Raw genomic sequence first — 22,291 nt, forward strand, 5'->3', positions numbered from 1 at the left:
ACGTCCCCTTCGCCCATCTCCCTGGCGAAGGGGACGTCCGCCATGCCCGTCACGGTCCTGCGCTTCAACCTCGTCGACCCCGCCCCCACCCCCACCGCTCTGTCCGCGCGCTACCGGGCGGCCGTCGAGATGGCCGCCTTCGCCGACGACCGCGGCGTCAGCATGATCCAGACCGAGGAGCACCACGCCACCGGAAACGGCTGGATGCCCTCCCCGCTCACTTTCGCGGGCGCCGTGTTCGGCGCCACCCGCCGGATCGGCGTCACCGTCTCCGCACTGATCACCCCGCTGCACGACCCGCTGCGGCTGGCCGAGGACCTCGCCTGCCTCGACCTCCTCGGAAACGGCCGCCTGGTGACCGTCGCCGGGCTCGGCTACCGCCCCGAGGAGTACGCCGCGCACGGCAAGGACTGGCACCGGCGCGGCGCGCTCCAGGACGAGGTGCTGGAGACCCTGCTGTCCGCCTGGACCGGCGAACCGTTCACCTATCAAGGCCGTACGGTCCGCGTGACCCCGCAGCCGTACACACAGCCGCACCCACTCCTGCTGATCGGCGGCAGCTCGCGCGCCGCCGCCCGTCGCGCCGCCCGCCTCGGCCTTCCCCTCTTCCCCAGCGCACACCTCCCGGAACTGGAGGCGTACTATCACGCCAAGCGCGCGGAGTTCGGCACCGAGGGCTGGGTACTACTGCCGCCGGCGCGCACGTCGTTGCTGCATCTCTCGGAGGATCCGGACCGTACCTGGGCGGAGTACGGCCGCCATCTGCTGCACGAGGCCCGGACGTACGCGTCCTGGCAGTCCGCCGACATCCACTCCGCAGTCCGCTCCGCGGCGAACGACGTCGAGGCCCTGCGCGAGGAGGGCGTCTACCGGATCGTCACCCCGGACGAGTGCGTTCGGCTCGCTCACGAGGCGGGCGCCCAGGGCTCGTTGATCATGCACCCGCTGTGCGGCGGGATGCCCGTCGACGAGGGCTGGCGATCGCTGCATCTCTTCGCCGAACGCGTCCTGCCCCGCATCAAGGACTGAGTCGGCGCCCGCCTCCGGCCCGTGGCTCGGAAGCGGACTCACCAAAGGCCCTGGGGCGACGACGCCGAGGTCCTCGCCCGGAAAAAGCTACTGCCCCGGCTCACTGAGGAGCCGGGGCAGTACCCAGAACTGAGGAGAAGGACTGGCGGGGGGGGTTAGCCCATCTCCTCCAACGCCTTGCCCTTGGTCTCCTTGACGTACCGCAGTACGAAGGGGATCGAGAGCAGAGCGAAGACCATGTAGATCACGTAGGTGCCCGACAGGTTCCAGTCGGACAGACTCGGGAAACTGGCCGTGATGGCCCAGTTCGCGATCCACTGCGCGCAGGCGGCGACGCCCAGCGCGGCGGCCCGGATCCGGTTCGGGAACATCTCGCCCAGGAAGACCCAGACCACGACGCCCCAGGAGAGCGCGAAGAAGAGCACGAAGGCGTGTGCGGCGATCAGCGCGACGGTTCCCTCGGTGCTCGGCAGGGTGCCGGCCGCGGTCTTGGCGGCGAACGCCCAGGCTTCCAGGCCCAGGGCCACGGCCATACCGACCGAGCCGATCAGCGCCAGCGGGCGGCGGCCGATCCTGTCGACGAAGAGCATCGCGATGACGGTGCCGATGATGTTGATGATCGACGTCGTGAAGCTGTAGAAGAACGAGCTGCTCGGGTCGATGCCGACGGACTGCCACAGCGTCGAGGAGTAGTAGAAGGCGACGTTGATGCCGACGAGCTGCTGGAAGACCGACAGACCGATACCGACCCAGACGATCGGCAGGAAGCCCATCTTGCTGCCGAGCAGGTCCTTGAACGTCGACTTGTGCTCACGGCGCATCGCGTCCTGGATCTCGACGACCCGGGTGTCGAGGTTGACGGTGTGCCCCTCGACCTCCGAGAGCACCTCCTTGGCGCGGGTGATCTTGCCGACGGAGATCAGGTAGCGGGGCGACTCGGGAATCACGAAGGACAGCAGTCCGTAAATGATGGCCGGCACGACCATCACACCCAGCATCCACTGCCATGCCTCGAAGCCGGCGAGCTTGCCGCGCTGGTCACCGTCGGCGAGGTTGAGGATGCCCCAGTTGACGAGCTGGGAGAGGGCGATGCCCACGACGATCGCGGCCTGCTGGAACGAGCCGAGACGGCCGCGGTAGGCCGACGGCGAGACCTCGGCGATGTAGGCCGGGCCGATGACCGAGGCCATACCGATCGCGATGCCGCCCAGGACCCGCCACATGGCCAGGTCCCACAGGGCGGTCGGGAGGGCGGAGCCCACGGCGCTGACCGTGAACAGCACCGCGGCGATCTGCATCACCCGGATACGGCCGATGCGGTCGGCGATCCTGCCGGCCGTGGCGGCGCCGATGGCGCAACCGATCAGCGCGATGGCGATCACCTGGGCGAGAACGGCGGATCCGACGTCGTAACGGCTGCGGATCGCCTCGACGGCACCGTTGATCACGGAGCTGTCGTAACCGAAGAGGAAGCCGCCCATCGCGGCAGCCGCGGTAATGAAGATGACATGGCCGAGGTGGTCCGGGTGGGCCTTGCGGCCTTCCGGGACCGTCGGCTGCGCGGTGCTGGTCAACGTGTACTCCAGTGGCCCGGCTGCGCTGCCGGGCGTAGGGGGCTGGCCCTACAAGTGGTGCATAGGTTGGGGGTACCCACCACTTGAAGGTAAAAGCAACGTTGCCGAGACTATGCCTTCAAGTTTCGAAGTCAATAGGGTGTAATCAATTTGTTTCCCGGTCCCGCGAGGGGCGTTTCGTTCAAGTTGTGAACAGATCCGCACGCAGACGGCTCATTCCCGGCGTGACCCGGCTCAACGCAGCCGCTGGCTGATGACCTTTGACACTCCGTCACCCTGCATCGATACCCCGTAGAGCGCGTCGGCGACCTCCATGGTCCTTTTCTGGTGCGTGATCACGATCAGCTGGGAGCTCTCCTGCAGCTCCTCCATGATCCGGATCAGCCGCTGCAGATTGGTGTCGTCCAGCGCCGCCTCGACCTCGTCCATCACATAGAACGGACTGGGCCGCGCCTTGAAGATCGATACCAGCAGCGCCACGGCCGTGAGCGACCTCTCACCACCCGACAACAGGGACAGCCGCTTGACCTTCTTGCCCGGGGGCCGCGCCTCGACGTCCACACCGGTGGTCAGCATGTTGTCCGGGTCGGTGAGGATCAGCCGCCCCTCGCCCCCCGGGAAGAGCCGGGAGAAGACGCCCTCGAACTCGCGCGCGGTGTCCTGGTACGCCTCGGTGAAGACCCGCTCCACCCGCTCGTCGACCTCCTTGATCACCTGCAGCAGGTCCGTGCGCGTCTTCTTCAAGTCTTCAAGCTGTTCGCTGAGGAACTGGTGCCGCTCCTCCAGGGCCGCGAACTCCTCAAGAGCCAGCGGGTTCACCTTCCCGAGCTGCTGATACGCCCGCTCGGCCGCCCGCAGCCGCTTCTCCTGCTCGGCCCTGACGTACGGCACCGGCTGGTTGCGCGGGTGCCCGGGATCCTCCGGCAGCACCTCGCCCTCGGCGGGCGGCGACGGAGCGACCAGCTGGTCGGGGCCGTACTCCGCCATCAGCCCGGCCGGCTCCACCCCCAGCTCCTCCAGCGCCTTGGTCTCCAGCTGCTCGATCCGCATCCGCTTCTCGGCACCCAGCACCTCGCCCCGGTGCATCGAGTCCGTCAGCTTGTCCAGCTCGGACTTCAGCTCCCGGCCCTGATTGCGCTCGGCGACCAGCGCCTGCTCGCGCTCGGCCTTGGCGCGCTCCGCGGCGCCCCGTTCCTCCTCGGCCCGGACGACCGACACCTCGACGTGCGCCAGCAGCTGCCGCGTGCCGGAGGCGACCGCCCCGGCCACCTCGGCCTCGTGCCGCAGCCGGGCACGCCGCTGCTCGGCCCGCGCCCGCGCCTCGCGCTCGGCGCGCGCCCCCCGGTCCAGCGCGTCCGCCCGCCCGGCGAGAGCCTTCACCCGCTCCTCGTGCGTACGCGCCTGAAGCCTGGCCTCCATCTCCGTCTGCCGTGCGTTGGCCCCGTCGGCGGCCAGACGGTCCCGTACGGAGGTGTCGGGCTCCTCATCGGTCACGCCCGGGGCCTCCTCGGCCACCGCCAGCCGCTCGGCGAGCTCCTCGGCCTCCTCCGTGGCCCGCTGCAGCGCCTCCTCGGCCCTGGCCGCCGCCGCACCGGACCGCTCGGCCTCGCCCGCCGCCGCCCGTGCCTGGCCGCCGAGCCGCCCCAGATCGCCGGCGATCTTGGACTTCTCCCGGTCCGCCGCGCGCCGCCGCTCCCCCAGCTCCTCGACGAGGGCGGCACGATCCGTACGCCGTTCCTGCGCGGCCCGCTGCGCCTCGGCCAGCTCCTCACAGCGGCCCGCCAGCTCCTCCAGCTCGGCCGCGGCCTCGTCGACGGAGGCCTGTACCTCCAGCAGGCTCGGCGCACCGGCCGAACCGCCATGGGCGAAATGGGCCCCGAGAAGATCACCCTCGCCGGTCACGGCGATCAGCTCCGGGCGCGCGGCCACCAGATCCTCGGCGTCCTCCAGCGTGCCGACCACCACCACGTCCCGCAGCAACCGGCCCACGGCGGCCGTCAACTCCCGCGGCCCTCCGACCAGTTCGGCGGCACCTACCGGCTCGGAACGCGGGCCCGGTACGCGGTGATCGGCCGGCGCGGGGATACGGCCGGCAGCAGCGCCGACCTCGCCCGCGGGGCCGGCAGGCGCACCTCCCTCCGCACCTTCACCAGGTGCCTCGGGCGCATCGTCCGCCCCCGTCGCCTGTGGGCCGATGACCGCACGGCCGGCCAGGCCGCCACCCTGCCCCGGCCTCGCATCGCCGGGGTCCGGCTCGCCCGCCGGTCGCGCCGGGCCGGGCACGCGCGGCACCCCGCCCGAAGCCGCCCCCACGGCATCGGCGGACGCGGCCGCACCACCCGCCTCATCTGTCTGCCCCTCGCCCCCGGTCCCCGGGGAGGACGCCACCGGCTGCCCGTCCACCGTCCCCGCGGCCGTGCGCGCCGCGAGCTGCTCGGTGTCCGCCACGGCCCCCAGGACCATCGCCGCCCGCCCCGCGTCCTGCTTGCGCAGCAGCCGGATGGCCTCGGCGGCGGTGGCGGCGTCGGTCACGGCGATCGCGTCCGCGGCCGCGCCCAGCGCCGCCGCCACCGGGATCTCGAAACCGGGGGTGACCTGCAGCAGTTCCGCCGCGGGACCGAGCACCCCGGTCAGCCGGTCCGCCGCGGCCAGGAGCGCGCCCGTCCCGTCCTTGCGGCGCAGCCCGAGGGCCAGCGCGTCGTGCCGGGCGGCGGTCGCGGCGCGCTTCCGCTCCGCCCCGGTCAGCGCCTCCCGAGCGGCGGTCAGCGCGCTCTCCGCCTCCGCCAGCTCCTGCCGGGCCGCGTCATGGCGGGCCGCGATCGCCTCGTCGTCCGCGTCCAGGCCGTCGACCTCGGCCTTGAGCTGCTCGTACGCCTCCTGTGCGGCGGCCGCCCGCTCCCGGGCGCCGTCGCTGGCCTCGGCGAGCCGGCCGATCTCCGCCTCGGCCGAGGCCGCCCGGCCGCGCGCGGCGGTGACCTGGCCGCTCAGCCGTGCCAGGCCCTCGCGGCGGTCGGCGATGGCACGTGCGAGGTCACGCAGCCGCCGTTCCTCCTCCGCCAACTGCCGCTCCAGCCCGGCGCGGTGCTCGACGGTGTCCTCCAGCGCCCGGCTCGCCGCCTCCAGAGCGGCCTCCAGCTCGGCTTCCTGCTCCCGGATCCGGGCGGCCTCGCGCTCCATGTCCTCGGGGTCGCGCCCGCGCCGCTCGTCGGGTGGGGGCGCCGTGGCGCTCTTGACGCGCGCCTCGGCCAGCGAGATCGTGCCGCGCACCCGTTCGGCGAGTTGGGACAGTTCGTACCAGGTCTGCTGTGCGCGCTGCACCCGCGGCGTCAGCGTGCGGACCTCTTCCTCCAGCACCGCCTCGCGCTGCTGGGCCGCGCGCAGCCGGGCCTCCGCGGCGTCCTTGCGCTCCTTCAGGGCGGCCTCGTCGGCGATTTCGGCGCGCAGCGCGGTGCGCATGGTGACGAGGTCGTCGGCGAGCAGCCGAAGGCGGGCGTCGCGCAGGTCGGCCTGGATGACGGCGGCCCGCCGTGCGACGGCGGCCTGCCTTCCCAGCGGCTTGAGCTGACGCCGCAGCTCGTCGGTGAGGTCCTGCACGCGGGCGAGGTTGGCCTGCATCGAGTCCAGCTTGCGCAGCGCCTTCTCCTTGCGCCGGCGGTGCTTGAGGACGCCCGCCGCCTCCTCGATGAAGGCCCGGCGGCCCATGGGGTCGGCGTGCAGGACGGAGTCGAGCTGCCCCTGGCCGACGATGACGTGCATCTCACGGCCGATGCCGGAGTCCGACAGCAGTTCCTGGATGTCCAGCAGCCGGCAGGTGTCGCCGTTGATCTGGTATTCGCTGCCGCCGTTGCGGAACATGATCCGGGTGATGGTGACTTCGGCGTACTCGATGGGCAGCGCGCCGTCGGAGTTGTCGATGGTGAGCGAGACCTCGGCCCGACCCAGCGGCAGCCGGCCGGTCGTGCCGGCGAAGATGACGTCCTCCATCTTGCCGCCGCGCAGCGACTTGGCCCCCTGCTCGCCCATCACCCAGGACAGCGCGTCCACGACATTGGACTTGCCGGAGCCGTTGGGACCCACGACGCAGGTGATGCCGGGCTCGAACCGGAGCGTCGTGGCGGAGGCGAAGGACTTGAAGCCTCGCAGGGTCAGACTCTTGAGGTGCACGCCTTTGGACTCTACCGGCCACCTGTCCGGGAGCGGCCCCAACATTCCGTGGCCGGTGCCACGGCCCTGCGCCGCCGGCCGGCCGGGTACGGGCCCCGGGTATACGGACGGCGTTCACTTTCGGTTTCACCGGTCAAGGCGCAGGGCACATCATGCGGTAAGAGAGACGCCGCGCGGCTGGTGCGGCCACTGAGAACAGATGGCGGGGGAATGACGAAGGGACGCCGAAGCGTCCCTTGCAGATCTTGAACAGAGCGGTGCGTCAAGCGGCTGTCGAGCAGCCCGACCGGCCCTTGGGTTGAGGTCAGGTGAGCGCGGGCTCCGCCTGGGGTACGTCGATGTCGAGCATCGAGTCGTCGTGCCGTGCGGCAGCTGCCAGCCTGTCGTTCTGGGCCTGCATCCGAATGAGCTCGGATTCCAGGTCCTGGACGCGCTGCTGAAGCCGTCGCATCTCGGAGTGGACTCGGGGGTCGGAACCGCCGACGTAACCGAGAAGCGCCTTTGCCATGATGGATGGTCCTCCACAATGAGTGACCGACCGAAGCGGTGTGGGTCGTGAGGGATTCGCACCCGCGGTGCTTGTCATTACTGGTGCACTCAATGCCAAACAGCTAAGGTGCGCGGGGATTCCAGAGTCTCACCAAAAGGTTTGAGGGTCAACACGATCACACCCCGTATCGTCGGGCACCTGAGAGTGCGCGGCCGTGAAGGCGCTGCGCCGACTCTCCAGAAAGGTCCCGCGGGGCGTGGAGATCATCCGTACAGCGGCAGCCTTGCACGGGTCGGGCGAGTTGGCAACCACCAGGGGTTATCTCCTGTGAGCTGCTGACAAAGGCCGGCCCCGAGATCACTGCCGCGGGCCCCGCGGCACCCTTTTCGGGGGCACGCTCAGCGAATCGCGAAGGTGTCGTAACCGCCCCGCGGCGTGTCCCATATCTCAGTGACTCCGTCGACCCGGCCGGGCGTGTCTCCGGCCCGCAGCCATTCCAGCAACTGATCGCAGCGGCTCTTGGGGCCCTCGGCGACCACCTGGACGCGGCCGTCGCCGAGATTGAGCGCGAATCCGACGAGGTCACCGATGCGCAGCGCGTTCGCGCGGGTGAACCAGCGGAACCCGACGCCTTGGACTTGACCGCGCACCCAGGCGGTCAGACGGACATCTTCGTTCATGTGTGCACGTTAACCGGCCAATTGCTCCGTGGCCGCATTGGCCCCTTGCGTCATGGCGTACAGTCCCCCGACAACGAAACTCACCCGTTCGGGTGAACCATGTTGAGCTGAGGACGGAAGGAAGACAGCGGATGGGCCGCCATCGACGCTCTGCTCCCCCCACGCCCGAAGCCCTGCGCACACCGCCTGTTGACACCCCGGCAGCCGAGTCCGTCGCTCCGGCCTCGGCCCGGCACCGCGGTCATCGTGCGGTGCGGGCAGGCCGGAGGGCGCCCGTTCGCACCGGCCTGCTCGGTGCATCCGCCGCCATGGCGATGGGTGCTGTCGCGGTCGCCTCCGGACTGATCCCCGGCAGCGGTCAGTTCGAGGTGGGGTCGGACGGCGACGGCGAGCGGATACGTGCCCGCGCGCTGCAGGACACCGACCAGCAGGGCGGCCGCTCCGCGACGCCCACGGACCGCGGCGGCGACGCGGCCAGCCGCGGCGGCGCACGCCCGAAGGCTCCGGAGACCGACCGGCCGTCGTCCGCGGCGGCCCCTTCGACCTCGCCCTCCCCCAGCCGGACGGCCTCGTCGCCGAGCAAGACCCGTTCGCAGCAGCCCGCTCGGAGCTCCGACCGGAGCACCTCCGCGGCGCCGAAGCTCTCGGCGACGCCGTCGAAGACCTCGGACGGGACCTCGTCCGCCGAGTCCCAGGTGCTGTCGCTGGTCAACGAGGAGCGCGCCCAGGCGGGCTGCTCCCCGGTGACCGCGGACAAGGAACTGGGCACTCTGGCCCAGCGGTTCAGCGACGACATGGCCGCGCGCGGGTTCTTCGACCACACCGATCCGGACGGCGACACCCCCTGGGACCGCGCCCGGCAGATGGGCATAAGCGATCTCGGCGGTGAGAACATCGCCCGTGGTCAGGCCGACGCGCAGGCCGTGATGGAGTCCTGGATGGACAGCCCGGGCCACCGCGCCAACATCCTCAACTGCGACTACAAGACCCTCGGTGTCGGCGTCCACGTCGGCTCCGGTGGCCCGTGGTGGACACAGGACTTCGGCTTCTGACGCGTCAGGACCGGCAGGGCATGTGCCCGGCCGGTCCGATCGTCCTCGCTCAGCCGATGCGGGTGGGACGGGGCGGGCGCTGGCAGCGGGGGCAGAAGTAGCTGGAGCGGTTCATCCAGGGGCGGCGGCGGATCGCGGTGCCGCAGCGGCGGCAGGGCTCGTCCTCGCGTCCGTAGGCGTCCAGGGAGCGTTCGAAGTAGCCGGACTCCCCGTTGACGTTGACGTAGAGGCTGTCGAAGCTGGTCCCGCCGACGGCGAGCGCGGCGTTCATCACGTCCCGCACATGACCGAGCAGCTCCACCGTGCGGGGCCGGGTGAAGGTGGCGGTCGGCCGCTCGTAGTGCAGCCGGGAGCGCCACAGCGCCTCGTCGGCATAGATGTTGCCGACGCCGCTGATCAGCGACTGATCCAGCAGCGCGCGCTTGACGGTGGTCCGGCGGCGGCGCAGCGCGTCGTGGAAGGCGGCGTCGTCGAAGGCCGGGTCGAGCGGGTCCCGTGCGATGTGTGCGATCACGTCGGGAAGGTGGTCCGCGTCGCCGGGCACGGTGTCGTGCAGCGAGAGCCCGCCGAAGGTCCGCTGGTCGACGAAGCGGAGCTCGGTGTCGGCTGCCTCCGTGCCGGCGGGTGAGGACTCCGGGGTGAAGCGGATCCGGATCCGCAGATGCTTCTCGTCCGGGGCGTCCCCGGGCTGGACCAGCAGCTGGCCGCTCATCCCGAGGTGGGCGAGGATCGCCAGGCCGTGGGTGACGGACGGCGAGATCATCGGGGTGATGCCCTCGGCCGCGGTCTGCGCGGCGGGACCGCCGCCGGTCACCGGGAGCCAGAGGTATTTGCCGCGGCGGCGCGCCTCGCCGAGGCGCAGGCCCTTCAGACGTGCCGCGAAATCGGTCGCGCCCGCGGTGTGCCGGCGGATCGCGCGCGGGTGCAGGACCTCGACGGTGTCGACCGTGCGGCCGCTGACCCAGCGCTGGAGTCCGCGGCGTACGACCTCGACCTCGGGCAGCTCGGGCAAGACGGCTCCTCGGGAAAGGCTTCTGACCCTGTCCGAGGCGGCGGGGCCGTCCGGACAGGGTCAGAAGGGGAATTCAGTGTGCCGACGACGGGGTGTCGTCGGAAGCCGGAGCAAGGTCCTCGGCCGGCGGCGGCGTACCGTCGCCGGAAGCCTCCTTGGCCTTGGCCGCTTCGTCCGCCGCGGCGCGAATCGCACGCCACGCGGACTCCGCCGCCTGCTGCTCGGCTTCCTTCTTGCTGCGGCCGGTGCCGGTGCCGTACGAGACACCACCGACGCGGGCAGCAGCAGTAAAGGTCTTCTCGTGGTCGGGGCCGGTCTCACTGACCAGGTACTCCGGGACGCCGAGACCCTCGGTCGCGGTGAGTTCCTGGAGGCTGGTCTTCCAGTCGAGGCCCGCGCCCAGACTGGAGGACTTCTCGATGAGCGGGTCGAAGAGCCGGTGTACCAGCTCGCCGGCCGCTTCGAGGCCCTGGTCGAGATAGACCGCGCCGATCACCGCTTCAAGGGTGTCGGCGAGGATGGAAGCCTTGTCCCGGCCGCCCGTGCCTTCTTCGCCCTTGCCGAGGCGGATGAAGGCGCCGAGGTCGAGGCCGCGGCCCACCTCGGCAAGCGCACGCGAGTTGACCACCGCGGCCCGCAGTTTGGCCAGCTGGCCTTCCGGCAGATCGGGGTGGATGCGGTACAGCGTGTCCGTGACCACCAGGCCGAGCACCGAATCCCCGAGGAATTCGAGCCGCTCGTTGGTGGGCAGACCGCCGTTCTCGTACGCGTACGAACGGTGCGTCAGTGCACGCACCAGAAGGGCGGACTCGAGCTTGTACCCGAGCCGCCCTTCCAGAAGCGTGTGGGACGAGGCTGTGTCCGCCGGTGTCGGTTCCTCCCCGCGCTGGCGAGGGGACGAATTGGCGTCTGACATGGAGCCTGTCACCAGCCGCTCAGACCTCGAGGACCTGGCGCTTGTTGTAGGTGCCGCAGCTCGGGCACGCGATGTGCTGCTGCTTCGGCTCGTGGCAGCGCTCGCACGCCACCAGGGTGGGGACCGCAGCCTTCCACTGCGACCGGCGGTGGCGCGTGTTGCTGCGCGACATCTTCCGCTTCGGAACAGCCACGGCTACTTCTCCTGCTTCTCGTCGACGTGCGCTGATCGAGGCGCGTCGCCGCTCATGTTGTCCTTCTCGCCGTCCTGGTTGGTCCCGGCGAGTCCCTGCAGTGCCGCCCAACGAATGTCGACGGCGTCGTGATGGTGGTCCGGGTCGTCCGCGAGCCGCACTCCGCACTCGGAGCACAGGCCGGGGCAGTCGTCCTGGCACACCGGCTGCAGCGGCAGTGCGAGCACCACCGCGTCCCGCAGCACGGGTTCGAGGTCGAACATGTCGTCCTCGAGGAAGAGGGTGTCCTCCTCGTCCTCGGCGTCGTCGCCGGATTCCGCGGGGCGGGTCCGGGCGTCGGCGTCGGGGTAGGAGAACATCTCCTGGAAGTCCGCGTCGAGCTCTCGCTCCAGCGGCTCCAGACACCTTACGCACTCCCCCTTCACGGTTGCACGGGCGGTGCCTGTGACAAGCACCCCGTCCATGACCGATTCCAGGCGGAGGTCGAGTTCGATCGGCGCGCCCTCGGGCACTCCGATGACCTCATTGCCGAGATCCCGGGGGGCCTCGGCAGTGCGGGAGAGCCGCTTGAGCGTGCCGGGACGACGACCCAGCTCGCGTGTATCGAACACGAGCGGGGAACGGTGGTCGAGGCGGGCGTTGATGGCTTCCTGCTTTCTGTACTGCGGAACGAGCCGCCCGATTTCCCGGATCGGAACCCGGGCAGCAAAGATCGCGGACGTACGCGCGACCGAACAGCCAGGATACTTGACGGGCCCCGTTTGACCCAATCCGCTGCCTGCCGCCCGCCGGACCTCTACTGACGCCCCTCTTCGTACTCCCGGAGCTGATCGAGGTTGATCATGCTGGTGTCGAAGAGGCTGGTCTCGTCCAGGGCGCCGGCCTGGGCGCTCTGGTCCTGCGGGGCGTGCTGAGGCTGCTGGGGCACCTGCTGCTGGAGGTAGCCGGTATTGGGGTCGTAGCCCTGCTGCTGCCAGCCGTAGCCGTACGGGTCCTGCTGCTGGACGTACTGGGCCTGCTGGGCTTGCTGAGCCTGCTGGTAGCCGTAGACGTCCTGCTGCTGGTAGCCCGGGTCCTGGTAGTAGCCCTGCTGAGGCTGGAGGGGCTGCTGATGGTCCTGGTATTGCTGGTGCTCCGGGTGAAGCTGGTGGTCCTGATGCTGCTGGGGCTCGGGGATGGGCGGCGGCGCCTGGGGCTGCGGCGGGGCCTGGGCCGGCGCCTGATCCGCTCCGATGCCCGCCAGACCGGCCAGATATTCGGCGTCGGCCTGCGGCTGCCCGGACTGCGGGTCCCCCTGGGCCGCCATGTGGGCACCGAGCTCGTCGACCGCCCGCGCGCCCTGGAGCTTGTCGCGACCGCGCCCGACCGCCTCCAGCGTCTTGGTCAGCACGGCCTGGAAGGCGCCGAACTTGGCGTCCACGTAGGCGTCGGCGCGCTGCCTGAGGGTCTCCGGGTCGGAGCTCCGCTCCGGGGCACGGGTGCCGTCCTCCTCCGGGTAGCCGGGCTCGTAGGAGCCCGGGTCGCGGCCGAGCAGCTTTTCGCGGCCGCGGTCGACGGACCCGATGGTCTTGGTGAGCACCACCTCGAAGTTCGCGAGCTTGCTGTCGACGTAGTCGTCGGCCTCGGCGCGGATCTCCTCGGCCTCCCGGCGGGCCTCCGCGAGGATCCGGTCCGCCTCGTCCTGGGACTGCCGGGCGACCTCGGTGTCGGAGATCAGGGAGCCGCGGTGGGCGTGGGCGGATTCGATGATCCGCTCCGCCTCGGCGCGCGCCTCCTCGACCAGCTGCTCCCGCCCGCCGATCAGCTCCTGCGCCTGCGCGAGGGAGCCGGGCAGTGCGGCGCGCACCTCCTCCAGCATGGCGAGCAGCTCCGCGCGGTTGACCACGCAGGAGGCCGACATGGGCATGGACCGGGCGCTGCCGACGGTCTCGACGATGTCGTCGAGCTTCTTCTGCACGTCCACCTTGGACTCGCCACTCTCTGAAGGGATGGAACGACGGAACGGGACGACTGTACGGCCACGAGCCCTCGGCCCGACACCTGCTGACGTCTCATCAGCCGTGCGGGGCGCTCACCGCGCCCCGAGCCGCGTCACTGCTTCTTCTTCAGGCGTTCGGTGAGGGCTTCGTAGACGAACTGCGGGACCAGGTGGGCGACGTCGCCGCCCCAGGCCGCGACCTCCTTGACGAGGCTGGAGGAGAGGAAGCTGTAGGTGGGGTTGGTGGGGACGAAGAGCGTCTCGACACCGGAGAGCCCGTTGTTCATCTGGGCCATCTGGAGCTCGTAGTCGAAGTCGCTGACGGCGCGCAGTCCCTTGACGATCGCGGGGATGTCGCGCTGCTTGCAGAAGTCGACGAGCAGGCCGTGGAAGGCTTCGACCTCGACGTTGCCGTACTCGGCGGTGGCCCGGCGGATCAGGTCGATCCGCTCCTCGACGGTGAACAGCCCCTGCTTGGACTGGTTGATCATCACGGCGACGTGAACCACGTCGTACAGCTTGGAGGCACGGGCGATGATGTCCAGGTGCCCGTTGGTGATGGGGTCGAACGACCCCGGACAGACGGCGCGGCGCAACTCGTTTTCCTCGCTCTCCGAACTGGTCATGACACGCTGTTTGACGTCGACTCGGTGGACGCCGAAGCGGCGCGACCGTACCAAAGCGTCCCCTCGCCGTAACGACGGGCCTTGATCGCTTCGAAACCGTCCGGCCAGGGGAAGGTGCCGCCTCTGGTGCTCCGCTCCACGGTGACGAGTGCCTCCGCCGCAAGCCACCCCTGACCACGGAGTGTGAGCAGAATCTCGCGGAGATCCGCGTCCGTCACCGCGTACGGAGGGTCCAGGAACACGACGTCGTAGGGGTCTCCCGGTGCCGGAGTCGCGGCGGTCTGCTCGGCCTTGCCGACCCGTACCTCGACGCCGGGCAGGCCGACCGCACGGACGTTGTCCCGGATGGTGCGGGCGGCGCGGGCATCGGCCTCGACGAGCAGGACGTGCGCGGCGCCGCGGGAGAGGGCTTCCAGGCCGACGGCGCCGGAGCCGCCGTAGAGGTCGAGCACCCGGGCGCCGGCCATCGGTCCGTCGAGCGACTCCCAGGTGGAGAACAGGCCCTCGCGTGCCCGGTCGGAGGTGGGGCGGGTGCCGTTTCCCGGCGGTACGGCCAAGCGGCGGCCGCCGGCCGTACCGGCGATCACGCGGGTCATGGGCCCGTCCTTACGTTGTGCGGGTCGGTGTGCGGAGCCCGCGGGCTCCCGTTCTCCCACGATATGGCGTCGGGTACCGCCCGGCGCCCGTCCGGGCCTCCCCGTGCCCGCGGGAGCGGTGATCGATCTCACCCGGGCGGCGGCCGCGGGCCCGCGCACCGCCGCGGAGGGCGTCAGCCCTTGTCGAGGTACTGCTCACGGTCGTCGTCCAGCAGGGCGGACAGCGCGATCCGCAGCTCCGGATAGCCGGCGAGTTCGGGATCGTCGGTGACCAGGGTGGTGGCCTCCTCCCTGGCGGCCGCGATCACCTCCTCGTCCTCGATGACGGTCAGCATCCGCAGCGAGGTCCGCACGCCGGACTGCGCCTGCCCCAGGACATCGCCCTCGCGCCGCTGCTCCAGGTCGATACGGGAGAGCTCGAAGCCGTCGAGGGTGCCGGCCACGGCGGCGAGCCGGGCGCGGGCCGGGGCGGCCTCCGGCATCTCGGTGACCAGCAGGCACAGGCCCGGTGCGGATCCCCGGCCCACGCGGCCGCGCAGCTGGTGCAGCTGGGAGACGCCGAAGCGGTCGGCGTCCATGATCACCATCGCGGTGGCGTTGGGGACGTTCACGCCGACCTCGATGACGGTCGTGGCGACGAGCACGTCCAGCTCGCCGGCGGCGAACCGGCGCATCACGTCGTCCTTGTCGTCCGGCGCCATCCGGCCGTGCAGCACCGCCACCCGCAGGCCCTGGAGCGGGCCCTTGGCGAGCTGCTCGGCGACCTCCAGGACCGCGAGCGGCGGCCGCTTCTCCTCGGCGTCCTCCGGTGTCCCCTGCTGTGCGGCGGCTCCCTTGTCTCCCTTGGCCCCCTTCTTGGCTCCCTTGGGGGCATCCTCCTCGTCACCGATGCGCGGGCACACGACGTATGCCTGGTGGCCGCCCTCGACCTCCTCGCGGACGCGGTCCCAGGCCCGTGCGAGGAAGTGCGGCTTGTCCTGGGCGGGCACCACATGGCTGGCGATCGGTGAGCGTCCGGCGGGGAGTTGATCCAGGACGGAGGTCTCCAGATCGCCGAAGACGGTCATGGCGACCGTGCGGGGAATGGGCGTCGCCGTCATCACCAGCAGGTGGGGCGGCTGCTTGCCCTTGTTGCGCAGGGCGTCGCGCTGCTCGACGCCGAAGCGGTGCTGTTCGTCGACGACGACCAGGCCGAGGTCGTGGAACTGCACCTTGTCCTCGATCAGGGCATGAGTGCCGATGACGATGCCGGCTTCGCCGGTGACCAGGTCGAGCAGTGCCTGGCGCCGGGCCGCGACCCCCATCGAGCCGGTCAGCAGCACCGCTTTGGTGCCCTGGTCGGCGCCGCCGAGCATGCCACCCTCGGCCAGTTCGCCCATCATCTCGGTGATCGAGCGGTGGTGCTGCTGCGCGAGGACCTCGGTGGGCGCGAGCATCGCGGCCTGGCCTCCGGAGTCCACCACGGCGAGCATGGCGCGCAGCGCGACCATGGTGTTGTGCGTGACGGTGAAGTGGTCGGTGACGTAGGCGCGGTCGGGGTGGGCGACGCTGATGCACTGCACGGGGCGGCGTCCGACGCGTTCCACGGCCTGGACGGTGCGCCGGAAGCGGCGGTCGCCCGCGGGCCACGAGGCGCTCCGGCCGGACACCGTGCGGAACGGCGGGTGCGTGTCCGGCAGTGCCAGGAGGACGTCGTGGGCATCCCCGGAGGGCCGCAGGCGTGCGTGGCCGCCCAATGAGCGCACGAGCCAGGCGAGGTCGTCGGCCAGCGGGCGGGGGGCGGCCCGGAACACCGCGGGCTCCTCGTCCTGCGCGTCGCCGGGTTCCTTCGGCGCGAGGGTGCCCGCGGCGTCCATCAGCCCTTGGAGCAGGGCGAGCCGGTCCTTGAGCGGGGCGTTGCGGTAGGCGTCCGGCACCGCGGGACCGTGCGGCGCTGCGGCCTGCCGGTCGCCGGCCAGCGCGCACCCGAGGTCGTACGGGTCGAGCGGACGGTCCTCCCCGCCGTCCAGGTCGACCGGGACCGCCGGGAGGATCGACCAGGTGGGCCGGCCGCCGGCGGCGTCGAGATCGGCCCGCAGTTCGCGCGTCGTCAGCACGCGGGTCCTCGGCCGGTGTCCTGCAGCCGGGATTCCGGCCGTCGGGTGTCCGGCGGTCGGGTGTCCGGCGGTCGGGTGTCCGGCGGTCGGGTGTCCGGGCGCATCGGGCCGAGGAGCGTCCTCGGCCGCGACGATCCAGAGGTGTTCGTCGTCGCATTCGACGGAGCTGCCGTCGGACAGGACCAGGCGCCATACGTCCCGTTCGCCCTGCGGGAAGACGCCGTCCACCACGGCGAGCTCGCCGCTCGGCACCACCACCTCGCTCCCGACGGCCATCTCCCCCATGGGGCGGAACCCCTGGGGTGTCAGCACCAGGGCGTCCAGCGGCTGGGCCTTGCCCGAGCCCACCTCGCCCTGCAGCAGGCGGTGCATGGGGTGGTCCGTCGCCAGGTCGTCGAAGATCTCCCGGCTGACCTTCTGCTGGCCTTCGGTGAGGGTGAAGGGCAGCTTGGCGTCGAAGGCATCCAGGATGCCGTCGGCGACCAACGTCCGGGGAACGGCGGGGAGTTGGGTCTCCGCCAGGCGGCGCCGGGCGAGCGCGACCTGGAGGACGAACGCCTCGTCCCACTTCAGCCGGGCACGCGCGTCGGCGATGTCGGCCTTGCTGCGCGGGCGGTGGATCTTCAGCAGGGCCTCGGTGAGCGGCACGAGGGCGCGGCCCTCGCGCAGCGCCTCCGGCAGCGGGTCGACGGCGTCCTGCGCGCTGGGCAGCACCGCGTCGACCGCCTTGGCGAGCTTCCAGGACGCCATCTGCTGGCAGGCCGGGTAGATCGGCATGAGCTGCTGGGCGAAAGCGTCAACGGCGCCGGCGTCGGAGTCGCTGTCGCGGTCGAGGAGTTCGTACTCGGGGTGGGCGAGCTGGAGCTTGCGGTTGAAGACCGAGACCTTGCCCGCGAACATGGCCCGGCGGCCTGGTGTCAGCTCCTTGTGCGGCTTGTGGATGCCCTTGCCGAAGAAGACCAGCTGCAGACGGCCGCTGCCGTCGGTGAGGGTGACCTCCAGGCGCTGCCCTCTGCCGTGGTTGAACTTCAGCACCCTGGCGTCCGCGACCTGGGCGACGACCGTGACGTGTTCGTCCAGCGGCAGGTCCGCGAGCCGGGTCAGCTCACCACGCTCGGCATAGCGCCGGGGGTAGTGGTGCAACAGGTCCCCGACCGTGTGCAGGTCGAGATGCTCGGCCATCACCTTCGCGGTGGTGCCACCGAGGATTTTCTTCAGGGGTTCGTCGAGCGCTGCCACGTCGTCCATTGCACACCACACCACTGACAACGGGCGACAATCGCCGCCTTGCCGCCTCGGGTGTTCGGCGGGGGCCTTCACCCTTCACGCCCGGCGCGAAGAACTCCCGGCTTCCCGGCGCCCCGCCCCGGCCGATCGGGCTTTCCGCCGCCGGACAGGCGCTATTCGACGCCGATGAGCAGCGGAGCCGCGTACTGCCCGCCCTCGTAGACGACGGTGTCCACGGCGAGATGCCGCTCGCGCACATGCCGCTCCAGCCGCTCCCCGAGCGCCTCGGGAACCTCCGCCCCCAGGACGAGGGTCACCATCTCCCCGCCCGCGGAGAGCATCCGGTCGAGCACCGTCATCGCGATCTGTGCCAGGTCGGCTCCGATGACCGCGACATCTCCGTCGATCAGGCCGAGGACGTCCCCGGCCTGGCAGACGCCCGCCATCGTCCAGGACTGCCGCTCGGCGACGGCCAGCTCGGCGTAGCGGGTGGCTCCCGCGGCGGACGTCATCGCCACCGCGTCCTCGTCGAAGCTGCGGCCCGGCTCGTGCACGGCCAGCGCCGCGAGGCCCTGGACGGCGGAGCGGGTGGGGATCAGTGCGACGCGTACGCCCTCGGTGCGGGCCTCCTCGGCCGCGGCGGCGGCGGTGTGCCGCAGGTCGGCGTCGTTGGGCAGCAGCATCACCTCGCGGGCGTGCGCCTGCCGGATGGCCTGGACGAGTTCACCGCTGGCGGGCGGCTCCCCGGGGCGTACGGACACCGTGGTGGCGCCGGCCTCCGCGCAGAGTCCGGCCAGTCCGTCGCCGGGCACCACCGCGACGACCGCCCGTGCCGCCATCACGGGCTCCTTGGCCCGGGAGGCGCCGTCGAAGTGGGTGATGCGGATGCGGTAGGGCCGACCGGCCTCGATGCCGGCCTCGACGGCGGCGCCCGCGTCGTCGACGTGCACATGGACGTTCCACAGGCCGTCGCCGCCGACCACCACGAGCGAGTCGCCGAGGCCGTCGAGCCGGGTGCGCAGCCGTGCGACGGCGCTGTCGTCGGCCTCCAGGAGGTAGATCACCTCGAACGCGGGCCCGCCGTCGTCGGGAGCCGCGCAGCCGCCGGCGTCCCCCGCGTCGGGCACCTCGCAGCCGGCCGCCTCCGGGAGCGGGGCATCCGCCCGTACGACGACGGGCGCGGCGGAGACCTCACCGGACAGGGCGTCGGCGAGGGCCCCGAGCACGGCGACCAGGCCGCATCCGCCGGCGTCCACGACGCCGGCGCGGCCGAGGACCGCGAGCTGTCCCGGGGTGGCCCGCAGCGCGGCGCGGGCACCTTCGTGGGCGGCCCGTGCGACGTCCGCCGCGTCGCCGTCGGCCCGCTCCGCGGCGTCCGCTGCGGCCGTCGCGACGGTCAGTACTGTGCCCTCGACCGGGTGCGCGACCGCCTCGTACGTCGAGGCCGCGGCCCGGCGCAGGGCCTTGCGCAGCGACTCGGGTGAGGTGTCCGGTCCCTTGCCCCCGGTGGTGTCCGCGGCAGCCAGGACTTCCGTCATGCCGCGGAGCAGCTGGGCGAGGATGGTGCCGGAGTTGCCGCGGGCGCCGATCAGCGCGCCGTGTGCCATGGCGCCGATGGCGTCGGCGAGACGGGGCGAGGTGCCGGTGGAGGCGTGCCCGTCGAAGGCGGCTTCCACCGCGCGGGCGGCGGATTCCAGGGTCAGATAGAGGTTGGTGCCGGTGTCACCGTCGGCGACCGGGTAGACATTGATCGCGTCGATGCGCTCGCGTTCCCGGCCGAGTGACTCCAGGGCCAGCCCGCACCAGGCGCGTACCGCGGTGGCGTCGAGCGGGTACGGCACGTTCGTCCTCCTGGGTCACGGGATGCACCGCACAGTAGCCGCGCTCCGACTGGGAGGCCGGGGCGGGGCCCGGGGCGCTCATGGTAGTTTCGTTGTACGCGAGCGGTCGTTGTATGCTGCTCCGGTTGCCCGATGGAAATCGGGCCATTCCTCTCCTGGCGAAGCCGGTCGGTCAATGCACTCGGCTCGTCGGGATTTCACCGTAAGTGCATCTGAAGTCTTTGGAGTGACCCGTGGCTGCCAACTGCGACGTCTGTGGCAAGGGGCCGGGCTTCGGCAAGAGTGTCTCGCACTCGCATCGCCGTACCAACCGTCGTTGGAACCCCAACATCCAGACGGTGCGTGCAGTGATCGGGCGCACGCCGAAGCGGCTGAACGCCTGCACCTCGTGCATCAAGGCCGGCAAGGTCTCGCGCTGACGTCTTAGCCGTAGCGCAGCCCAGCCGGTTGCTTGGGAAAGCCGGTCCATCGAGAGATGGACCGGCTTTTGCCTTTCCCGGGGGCGGGCGCACACCGGGCGGGGCGAGCCCCCGCCCGTTCCGTACCCGGCCGTCAGTGCGCGCCGCGGATGCGCCAGCCATGATCGACGGGGCCGATGCCCGCGCCCAGCCGGAAGCCTGCCGCGATGGCGCCGGTGACGTAGTCCTTGGCGGCCGCGACCGCCTGCGGGACGCTCTCTCCCTTGGCGAGCTGCGCGGCGATGGCCGCGGCGAGGGTGCAGCCGGTGCCGTGGGTGTGCCGGTTGTCGTGGCGAGGGGCGCGCAGCCAGTGCTCCTCGGTGCCGTCGGTGAGCAGGTCCACGGCGCTGCCGCCGTCCTCCTGCCCCGGGCCGGGCGGCAGGTGTCCGCCCTTGATGAGGGCCCAGCGCGGCCCGAGCTCCAGGATCGCGGTGGCCGCCTGCCTCATGTCGGCCTCCTGCGCGACCTGGATGCCGGTCAGCTGCGCGACCTCGTCGAGGTTGGGGGTGGCGACCGTGGCCGTCGGCAGCAGCGCGGTGCGCACGGCGTCGAGGGCGCTTTCGGCGAGCAGCGCGTCGCCGTGCTTGGAGACCCCGACGGGGTCGACGACGACCGGCACCCGCAAGGGGGCGAGGAGTTCCGCCACGGTCTCGACGAGCACGGCCGAGGAGAGCATTCCGGTCTTGACCGCCTGGACGCCGATGTCGTCGACGACGCTGCGGAACTGGGCCCGCACCGCCTCGGCGGGCAGCTCCCACGCGCCTTGGACACCGAGCGAGTTCTGCGCGGTGACGGCGGTGAGCGCGCTCATGCCGTGGGTGCCCAGCGCCAGCATCGTCTTCAGGTCGGCCTGGATTCCCGCGCCGCCGCCGGAGTCGGAACCGGCGACGGTCAGGACACGTGGAGGTATCTGCATGCCGTCGAATCTACTCGGCGGCGTACGCCCGGCCGGCGGCCGCCCGGGGACCGGACGCCGCCGCTGCGGGTGGGCTACTCGGCTTCCCCGTTGTCCCCGAAGTGGTCCCAGCCGGCCTTCGCCCAGGGGGCGCCGTCCACCGTCACCTGGGGCAGCGCGGAGGGGTTGAGCACCTCTCCGATGACCTTCCACCGGGCGGGCAGCTTCACGTCGGGCGGGAAGGTGGCCACGATCGCGTGGTCCTCACCGCCGTTGAGCACCCACTGCATCGGGTCCACGCCGCAGGCCGTGCCGATGTCGGACATCTGCGAGGGGATGTCGATCTGGGCGGAGCGCAGGTCGATCCGGACCTTGCTGGCCTCGGCGATGTGCCCGAGGTCCGCGACCAGTCCGTCACTGACGTCCGTCATGGCGGTGGCGCCGAGCCCGGCGGCCGCGGGGCCCGCGTGGTACGGCGGTTCGGGCCTGCGGTGGGCTTCCACGAACGCCCGCGGCGAGCGGAATCCGCGCGAGAGGACGGCGTGCCCGGCGGCGGACCAGCCGAGCCAGCCGGTCACCGCGACGACGTCGCCGGGCTGGGCGCCGGCCCGCGTGACCGGCTCCTGGTTGCGCAGATCTCCGAGCGCGGTGATGGCGACGGTGATGGTGTCGCCGCGCACGACGTCGCCGCCGACCACCGCGGCGCCCGCCACCTGGCATTCGTCGCGCAGCCCGTCCATCAGCTCGGAGGCCCAGGTCGCGGGAAGCTCCGCGGGGACGACCAGGCCGAGGAGGATCGCGGTGGGCACCGCGCCCATCGCCGCGATGTCGGCGAGGTTCTGCGCGGCCGCCTTGCGGCCGACGTCGTAGGCGGTGGACCAGTCGCGGCGGAAGTGCCGGCCCTCCAGGAGGATGTCGGTACTGGCCACGACCCTTCGGTCGGGCGCGGTGACCACCGCGGCGTCGTCTCCCGGCCCGATCCGTACGGCCGGAGTGGTGGTGAGCCGGGAGGTGAGCTCCCTGATCAGCCCGAACTCCCCCAACTCGCCCACGGTGCCCTTCATGCTGTTGCCCTTCCCACGCGTACGGACGTTCCGTACTCCGCTGACGCCGGTGCCGCACTTGCCGTGTTCACCGCGCGGGTCTCCCCGCTCCGCTCGGTGACGCGGTACCGTGGCGTCCCTTCTTCCCACATGATCCTCGTAGCCGCCGCCCTGGAGGTCCCGTGGTACAGGCGTACATCCTGATCCAGACCGAGGTCGGCAAGGCCTCGGCGGTGGCAGAAGTGATCACGCGGATCCACGGCGTGCTCCAGGCCGAGGATGTGACCGGTCCCTACGACGTCATCGTGCGCGCACAGGCCGACACGGTCGACGAGCTGGGTCGCATGGTGGTCGCCAAGGTCCAGCAAGTGGAGGGCATCACGCGCACCCTGACCTGCCCGGTCGTCCATATCTAGCTCCC

19 protein-coding genes are annotated in these 22,291 nt (G+C 71.5%); 4 read left to right on the plus strand and 15 right to left on the minus strand.

Translation table 11 applies throughout. The annotated features are described in order from the left end of the window. Positions 1-42: 42 nt before the first annotated feature. Positions 43-1,029, plus strand: a complete 987-nt coding sequence (locus QOM21_RS10960) for an LLM class flavin-dependent oxidoreductase (protein ID WP_407549736.1) — start codon at positions 43-45, stop codon at positions 1,027-1,029. Between the two features lie 155 nt (positions 1,030-1,184). On the opposite strand, the gene QOM21_RS10965 is transcribed toward QOM21_RS10960, so the two are convergent. The 4 genes from QOM21_RS10965 to QOM21_RS10980 all read right to left on the minus strand — a co-directional run bounded on the left by QOM21_RS10965 (position 1,185) and on the right by QOM21_RS10980 (position 7,937). Next, positions 1,185-2,603 (minus strand): sugar porter family MFS transporter, encoded by a 1,419-nt coding sequence (locus QOM21_RS10965; protein ID WP_407549737.1) that lies wholly within the window; start codon positions 2,601-2,603, stop codon positions 1,185-1,187. 234 nt (positions 2,604-2,837) lie between these two features. Beyond that, positions 2,838-6,767 carry an AAA family ATPase gene (locus QOM21_RS10970; RefSeq protein ID WP_407549738.1) on the minus strand — a complete coding sequence of 1,310 codons (3,930 nt, stop codon included), beginning with the start codon at positions 6,765-6,767 and terminating at the stop codon, positions 2,838-2,840. 304 nt (positions 6,768-7,071) lie between these two features. After that, positions 7,072-7,275: a hypothetical protein gene (locus QOM21_RS10975; RefSeq protein ID WP_393895674.1), complete on the minus strand. Its 204-nt coding sequence runs from the start codon at positions 7,273-7,275 to the stop codon at positions 7,072-7,074. 380 nt (positions 7,276-7,655) lie between these two features. Continuing rightward, the gene (locus QOM21_RS10980) at positions 7,656-7,937 is read right to left on the minus strand and encodes an acylphosphatase (RefSeq protein WP_407549739.1); all 282 of its coding nucleotides are present in this window, start codon (positions 7,935-7,937) and stop codon (positions 7,656-7,658) included. 131 nt (positions 7,938-8,068) lie between these two features. On the opposite strand from QOM21_RS10980, the gene QOM21_RS10985 reads away from it, so the two are divergent. Next, positions 8,069-8,989: a CAP domain-containing protein gene (locus tag QOM21_RS10985; protein ID WP_407549740.1), complete on the plus strand. Its 921-nt coding sequence runs from the start codon at positions 8,069-8,071 to the stop codon at positions 8,987-8,989. Positions 8,990-9,038: 49 nt separating this feature from the next. On the opposite strand, the gene mutM is transcribed toward QOM21_RS10985, so the two are convergent. The 9 genes from mutM to QOM21_RS11030 all read right to left on the minus strand — a co-directional run bounded on the left by mutM (position 9,039) and on the right by QOM21_RS11030 (position 19,474). Further along, complete coding sequence (gene mutM / locus QOM21_RS10990) at positions 9,039-10,001, minus strand: bifunctional DNA-formamidopyrimidine glycosylase/DNA-(apurinic or apyrimidinic site) lyase (protein WP_407549741.1); 963 nt, start codon at positions 9,999-10,001, stop codon at positions 9,039-9,041. 73 nt (positions 10,002-10,074) lie between these two features. Further along, the gene (gene rnc / locus QOM21_RS10995) at positions 10,075-10,917 is read right to left on the minus strand and encodes a ribonuclease III (RefSeq protein WP_407549742.1); all 843 of its coding nucleotides are present in this window, start codon (positions 10,915-10,917) and stop codon (positions 10,075-10,077) included. Positions 10,918-10,936: 19 nt separating this feature from the next. Continuing rightward, on the minus strand, positions 10,937-11,110 hold the full coding sequence (rpmF, locus tag QOM21_RS11000) for a 50S ribosomal protein L32 (protein ID WP_003951102.1): 174 nt from the start codon (positions 11,108-11,110) through the stop codon (positions 10,937-10,939). A 2-nt stretch (positions 11,111-11,112) separates the two neighbouring features. Beyond that, positions 11,113-11,754, minus strand: coding sequence for a YceD family protein (locus QOM21_RS11005; protein WP_393895837.1), 642 nt, complete (start codon positions 11,752-11,754; stop codon positions 11,113-11,115). 152 nt (positions 11,755-11,906) lie between these two features. Next, positions 11,907-13,073, minus strand: coding sequence for an ATP synthase F0 subunit B (locus tag QOM21_RS11010; protein ID WP_407549743.1), 1,167 nt, complete (start codon positions 13,071-13,073; stop codon positions 11,907-11,909). A gap of 128 nt (positions 13,074-13,201) precedes the next feature. Further along, on the minus strand, positions 13,202-13,684 hold the full coding sequence (coaD, locus tag QOM21_RS11015) for a pantetheine-phosphate adenylyltransferase (protein WP_393895838.1): 483 nt from the start codon (positions 13,682-13,684) through the stop codon (positions 13,202-13,204). 26 nt (positions 13,685-13,710) lie between these two features. Beyond that, the gene (rsmD, locus tag QOM21_RS11020) at positions 13,711-14,310 is read right to left on the minus strand and encodes a 16S rRNA (guanine(966)-N(2))-methyltransferase RsmD (protein WP_407549744.1); all 600 of its coding nucleotides are present in this window, start codon (positions 14,308-14,310) and stop codon (positions 13,711-13,713) included. A 173-nt stretch (positions 14,311-14,483) separates the two neighbouring features. Continuing rightward, a complete protein-coding gene (locus tag QOM21_RS11025; RefSeq protein ID WP_407549745.1) occupies positions 14,484-17,654 on the minus strand; it encodes a helicase-related protein in 3,171 nt (1,056 codons plus the stop codon). 152 nt (positions 17,655-17,806) lie between these two features. Continuing rightward, positions 17,807-19,474 carry a DAK2 domain-containing protein gene (locus tag QOM21_RS11030; protein ID WP_407549746.1) on the minus strand — a complete coding sequence of 556 codons (1,668 nt, stop codon included), beginning with the start codon at positions 19,472-19,474 and terminating at the stop codon, positions 17,807-17,809. Positions 19,475-19,707: 233 nt separating this feature from the next. Between QOM21_RS11030 and rpmB the strand changes: the two genes are divergently transcribed. After that, the gene (rpmB, locus tag QOM21_RS11035) at positions 19,708-19,893 is read left to right on the plus strand and encodes a 50S ribosomal protein L28 (protein ID WP_018087178.1); all 186 of its coding nucleotides are present in this window, start codon (positions 19,708-19,710) and stop codon (positions 19,891-19,893) included. A 133-nt stretch (positions 19,894-20,026) separates the two neighbouring features. Here the strand turns inward: rpmB and thiD are convergent, their stop codons facing one another. Together thiD and QOM21_RS11045 are read right to left on the minus strand one after the other, a co-directional pair. Further along, on the minus strand, positions 20,027-20,848 hold the full coding sequence (thiD, locus tag QOM21_RS11040) for a bifunctional hydroxymethylpyrimidine kinase/phosphomethylpyrimidine kinase (protein ID WP_407549747.1): 822 nt from the start codon (positions 20,846-20,848) through the stop codon (positions 20,027-20,029). A gap of 74 nt (positions 20,849-20,922) precedes the next feature. Beyond that, positions 20,923-21,891 carry a thiamine-phosphate kinase gene (locus QOM21_RS11045; protein ID WP_393895684.1) on the minus strand — a complete coding sequence of 323 codons (969 nt, stop codon included), beginning with the start codon at positions 21,889-21,891 and terminating at the stop codon, positions 20,923-20,925. 161 nt (positions 21,892-22,052) lie between these two features. Between QOM21_RS11045 and QOM21_RS11050 the strand changes: the two genes are divergently transcribed. Beyond that, a complete protein-coding gene (locus QOM21_RS11050; RefSeq protein ID WP_407549748.1) occupies positions 22,053-22,286 on the plus strand; it encodes an Lrp/AsnC ligand binding domain-containing protein in 234 nt (77 codons plus the stop codon). The last annotated feature ends 5 nt before the right edge of the window (positions 22,287-22,291 follow it).

This window comes from Streptomyces sp. Pv4-95 (assembly GCF_045782725.1).
Lineage (GTDB): Bacteria > Actinomycetota > Actinomycetes > Streptomycetales > Streptomycetaceae > Streptomyces.